General features: G+C 47.1%; 1 protein-coding gene. It reads left to right on the forward strand.

Annotated features, from left to right (window positions below):
- The coding region (locus tag A3712_RS11430) for a FapA family protein (protein WP_157618746.1) at window positions 1-384 on the forward strand (384 nt) is incomplete at both ends.

Raw genomic sequence — 384 nt, forward strand, 5'->3', positions numbered from 1 at the left:
GTTAGCAATGTCGATGTCTCTACTGGACACGTAAAGTTTAAAGGTAATGTGCTTGTCTCTGGCAACATTGAACCAGGCATGGTTGTGAAAGCCACTGGGAGTATTACCGTCGGCGGCTTTATTGAATCTGCTGAAGTTCAGGCGCAAGGCGATATCAAAGTCGCGAAAGGAATCATCGGACATACGACGAAAGAGGGAGAACCGAAAAGTTGTAAGGTATTTAGCAAAGGTTCTATCACGGCAAGCTATGCTCAAAATGCCGAGTTACAAACGGCGAGCGATATGCGCCTTGGCGTACACAGCATGAGTAATGAAATCCGCTGTGGTAACAACCTTATTGTGATGGACTCACTCAAGAAGCACGGCACACTCAGTGGCGGTGAA

Source organism: Vibrio sp. HI00D65, from assembly GCF_001635455.1.
In the GTDB taxonomy this organism is placed as follows: domain Bacteria; phylum Pseudomonadota; class Gammaproteobacteria; order Enterobacterales; family Vibrionaceae; genus Vibrio.